3 protein-coding genes are annotated in these 4,681 nt (G+C 67.2%); all 3 read left to right on the forward strand.

Going from position 1 to position 4,681, the window contains the following annotated elements; genetic code table 11:
* The first annotated feature begins 276 nt into the window (after positions 1-276).
* The 3 genes from WML84_RS13000 to WML84_RS13010 are packed head-to-tail and all read left to right on the forward strand — an operon-like array spanning position 277 to position 4,495.
* Entirely contained in the window at positions 277-2,178 is a 1,902-nt protein-coding gene (locus WML84_RS13000) for a beta-glucoside-specific PTS transporter subunit IIABC (protein WP_347346565.1), read from the forward strand.
* A complete protein-coding gene (locus tag WML84_RS13005) occupies positions 2,165-3,616 on the forward strand; it encodes a family 1 glycosylhydrolase (RefSeq protein ID WP_347346566.1) in 1,452 nt (483 codons plus the stop codon). The genes WML84_RS13000 and WML84_RS13005 overlap by 14 nt, the downstream gene beginning before the upstream one ends.
* 42 nt (positions 3,617-3,658) lie before the next feature.
* Positions 3,659-4,495 carry a PRD domain-containing protein gene (locus tag WML84_RS13010; RefSeq protein ID WP_347346567.1) on the forward strand — a complete coding sequence of 279 codons (837 nt, stop codon included), beginning with the start codon at positions 3,659-3,661 and terminating at the stop codon, positions 4,493-4,495.
* The last annotated feature ends 186 nt before the right edge of the window (positions 4,496-4,681 follow it).

Genomic DNA, 4,681 nt, shown 5'->3' on the forward strand with positions numbered 1-4,681 from the left:
CTCGGACGGCTCGGGGAAGCCGCCCGGTACTCCGCTCGTGTTCCGCATGCGACGCGCGTGCTGCGCGCATGCGACGCGATCGGCCGCGAGCTCGCCGACGCGATCCCCGCTTGCGCGGATCGCCGGCCGCTGCGACAATCGTCAGCGGACATGTGACTGGTCATGCAGGCAGGATCCGCGGTGGCGCCCAACGCTACCCCGGGTCCTTTTTTTGTGCCCGGGAACGCGTGCGGCGACGACGCTCGACGCGGTGTGTCCGGATTCGGAGGAGAGATCATGACCACGACGAGTGAGAGCGCCGCAGGCATCCTGGAACACATCGGCGGCTCCGCGAACGTCACCGCGCTGCAGCACTGCTCGACGCGCCTGCGCTTCACGGTGCGCGAGGACGCGAAGGTCGACGAGCACGCGCTGATGGCCGTGCCCGGCGTCATCGGCGTCGTCCGCGGACCGCAGACCCAGATCGTCGTCGGGACGAAGGTCGCCGACTTCTACCGCGAGATCGAGAAGCTGCGCGGTCCTTCGGCGGGGGGCGATGCTCCCCGGCAGCCGCTGACATGGCGCCGCGCAGGATCCACCGTCATGGACTTCGTGGTGAGCGTGTTCGTCCCGATCATCCCCGCGATCGCGGGCGCGGGCATCTTCAAGTCCCTCCTGGTGCTGCTCGCCGCGATCGGCTGGATGGACAACACCTCGCAGAACTACCTCGTCCTCTCGGCCTTCGCCGACGCGGTGTTCTACTTCCTGCCGATCCTCGTGGGGTTCACCACGGCGAAGAAGCTGGGCGTCAACATCCCGCTCGCGCTCGGGATCGTCTCGCTCCTCGTCTTCCCCGCCTTCACGGGCCTCATCACAGCAGAGGGAGGGGCATCGCTCTTCGGCCTCCCGATCCCGACTGTCGCCTACAACGCGCAGGTCTTCCCGTCGATCCTCACCGTGCTGCTGCTGTCGGTGGTCGAACGGTTCGTCACGAGGTGGACCCCGGGTCCGATCCGCACGTTCTTCGTGCCGTTCATGTGTTTCCTCATCGTCTCGCCGATCATGATCTTCCTGCTCGGGCCGCTGGGGTTCTGGTTCGGAAGCATGCTCACGAGCGGGATGCTGTGGTTGTACGGCACGCTGGGATGGGTCGCCGTCGCGATCATGGCCGGCATCCTGCCCTTCATCATCTCGGTCGGCATGCACAAGACCTTCCTCCCGCCGACCATCGCGACGGTCGCGGAGCAGGGCAAGGAGTCGTTCTACCTCGTCGCCTCGTTGGCCCACAACCTGGCCGAGTCCGGGTCGAGCCTGGCGGTCGCGATCCGCACGAGGAACAAGACGCTGCGGGGCACCGCGATCTCGGCGGGCGTCTCCGCGTTCTTCGGGATCACCGAGCCCGCGCTCTACGGTGTGACGCTGCAGAACCGCCGCGCGATCATCGCCGTGATCTCCGGCGCTGTCACCGGCGGTGCGTACCTCGGCCTCACCGTGGTCTCGGCGTTCGTGGTCGTGAGCCCCGGCGCGGCCAGCATCTCGATGTTCATCGATCCGGGCAACCCGTGGAACTTCATCAACGCCCTCATCGGCTTCGTCATCGCGTTCGCCGTCGCCTTCACGGTGTCGCTCATCACTTGGCGCGACTCCGACTCCGGCACTCTGCGGGTGCTCGACAAGGAGGCCGGCGCCGATGAGCTGGCGAAGCCCGTGCTGACCGCCGGGGAGCCCGTCCAGGCGTTCGCACCGCTGGACGGCGAGGTGATCCCGCTCGACCAGGTGGACGACAAGGTCTTCTCCGCCGGGATCCTCGGCCCGGGCGTCGCCATCCGGCCCACCGGGAGCGCGGTGCGCGCGCCGATCGCGGGCGTCGTGAGCAGCCTCCTCCCGTCGAAGCACGCCGTCGGCATCGCCGGCGACGACGGGACGGAGATGCTCGTGCACGTGGGCATGGACACCGTCAAGCTGGAGGGGCGGCCCTTCGTCGCGCACGTGGCGCAGGGAGACCACGTGCATGCGGGGCAGCTCATCCTCGAGGTCGATCTGGAAGCGCTCGACGCGGCGGGCGTCGATGCGACCACACCGGTCGTCGTGCTCAACGAAGGAGCGTCCGTGGAGGCGCTCGTCGCCGCGGGACCGGTCGAGGCGGGGGCTCCGCTCCTCGCCGTCACGATCAAGGAGGCGACGGATGCCACTGCCTGACGGATTCCTCTGGGGCGGCGCTCTGGCCGCCAACCAGGTCGAGGGCGCCTGGCGCGAGGGGGGCCGTGGTCCCGCGGTGACCGACGTGCAGACCTACAAGCCGCACGCCGACCCCAAAGAGTACGCGATCCACCACGTGGTCACCGTCGACTCGATCGCGGAGGCGATGGCCACCGACGACGTCACGTACCACCCGAAGCGGCGCGGGATCGACTTCTACCACCGCTACGAGGAGGATCTCGCGCTGTTCGCCGAGATGGGCTTCCGCGTGCTGAGGGTCTCGATCTCGTGGACCCGCCTGTATCCGACCGGTCAGGAGCTCGAGCCCAACGAGGAGGGCATCGCGTTCTATCTCGGCCTGTTCGGCGAGATGCGGCGGCTCGGCATCGAGCCGCTCGTGACCCTCTCCCACTACGATCAGCCGCTCGCGCTCGCGCTCGAGAACAACTGCTGGCTCGACCGCGGCACCATCGAGCTCTTCGAGCGATATGCCCGGACGTGCTTCGAGCGGTTCGGGCACCTCGTGAAGCTGTGGCTCTCGTTCAACGAGATCGACAGCATCACGCGGCATCCGTTCACCTCGGGCGGCATCATCCCCGAGACGGTCGAGGGCAGCCTCGAGCAGGCGTGCTACACGGCGCTGCACCACCAGTTCGTGGCGTCGGCGCGGGTCACGCGTCTGCTGCACGAGCTGTGGCCGGACGCCCAGCTCGGCTGCATGCTCACGATGCTCAAGACGTACCCGAACACGTGTCATCCCGACGACGTCGCGGCGACACAGGCCAAGGAGCGGATGCTGTATCTCTGCACCGACGTGCAGGCCACCGGGGTCTACCCGAGGCTTGCGCTGAGGGCGCTCGAAGCGCGCGGCGTCGCCATCCCGTTCGAACCGGGCGACGCCGAGGTGCTGCGCGAGAACACGGTCGACTTCATCGCCTTCTCGTACTACATGACGATGACGGAGTCCGTGCGACCGGACGCCGAGCGCACGCCCGGGAACACCGTGCTCGGCGTGAAGAACCCCTTCCTGGAGTCCTCGGAGTGGGGGTGGCAGATCGATCCCGTCGGCCTGCGCATCTCGCTCATCGACCTCTACGACCGATACGGCAAACCGCTGTTCATCGTCGAGAACGGGCTCGGGATGCGCGATGAGGTCACGGCGGACGGCCGGATCCACGACGACTACCGCATCGACTACTTCCGGAAGCACTTCGTGGAGATGATCCGTGCGGTCGACGAGGGCGTGGACCTGATGGGCTACACGAGTTGGGCGCCCATCGATCTGATCAGCGCCTCGACCTCGCAGATCTCCAAGCGATACGGGTTCATCCATGTCGATCTGGACGATCTCGGCAACGGGACCGGTGAGCGCCGCCGCAAGGACTCGTTCTGGTGGTATCAGAGAGTCATCGGCTCCAACGGAACAGAGCTGGAATGACGTCACTCGTGGTGGGGTTACAGCGATTCAGTAGAGACCGGCATGCAGATCATCAAGAAGGTGCTCAACTCGAGCGTCGTGCTCGTCGAGGACGAGCGCGGCATGGAGCGCGTCCTCCTCGGCAAGGGCATCGGATTCGGCGCCAACCGCGGCGACCTCGTGCGCGAGGGCAGCACCGACCGTGTCTTCGTCGCGCTCGACGACATCGACCAGCGGAACTTCGTCGAGTTGCTCGCCTCCATTCCCGGTGAGTTCGTCGAGCTGAGCCGCACCATCGTGGCGGAGGCTGCGGCGGCCGGACTCGATCTCGACCCGCACGTCTACCTCGCACTGACGGATCATCTGCACTTCGTGGTCGAGCGTCACCGTCGCGGCATGCACGTCGTCAACCGGCTCGCCTGGGAGCTCAAGACGGTCTATCCCGTCGAGTACGGGATCGGACTGCGCGCCGTTCACCGCATGCGGGAGCGGCTCGTGCCGGGCCTGCGAGAGGAGGAGGCCGCCAACATCGCCTTTCACCTCGCGAACGCGGCGATCGGGCGCACGCGGGGCAACGCGCTCCAGGTGGCCGAGCTCGTGTCGGCGGTGACGACGATCGTGTCGAACAGCAGCGGGATCGCGCTCGCCGGCGAAGAGCTGCACGTCCGCAGGTTCCTCACTCATCTGCAGTTCTTCGCGGAGCGGCTGTTCGCCGGCTCCAGCCTGCCCAGCGATGGCGAGGACTTCCTCTACCGAAATCTCACCCAGAGCCACCCGCGTGCGATCGCCACCGCCGAGCGCGTGCGTGCCTTCGTGCGCGTCGAGCATGGCATCGAGATCTCCAACGAGGAGGTGTCCTACCTCGCCGTGCACATCGCGCGCGCGACGTCGTCGCCCTGACGGGATCTCGATCTCATGATCAGATCTCGACGTGACCGTGCCGCTGAGAGGGAGTCTTCTCGACGTCAGGCCGGATCGACCTCGTCCACGTCGGGATCGTCGCCGACGACGTGCGTGTGCATGCGCACGCCCTCGTGGTTGAAGATGCTGATCACCTGCGCGGGTCTGCCCGCCCCGGCCGACATC

It is taken from the genome of Microbacterium sp. (genome assembly GCF_039812165.1).
Lineage (GTDB): Bacteria > Actinomycetota > Actinomycetes > Actinomycetales > Microbacteriaceae > Microbacterium.

What these genes read in the sequence shown, in the direction of transcription:
- WML84_RS13010 (WP_347346567.1), top strand. Translation starts at nt 3,659, where the DNA reads ATGCAGATCATCAAGAAGGTGCTCAACTCGAGCGTCGTGCTCGTCGAG.
- WML84_RS13000 (WP_347346565.1), top strand. Translation starts at nt 277, where the DNA reads ATGACCACGACGAGTGAGAGCGCCGCAGGCATCCTGGAACACATCGGC.
- WML84_RS13005 (WP_347346566.1), top strand. Translation starts at nt 2,165, where the DNA reads ATGCCACTGCCTGACGGATTCCTCTGGGGCGGCGCTCTGGCCGCCAAC.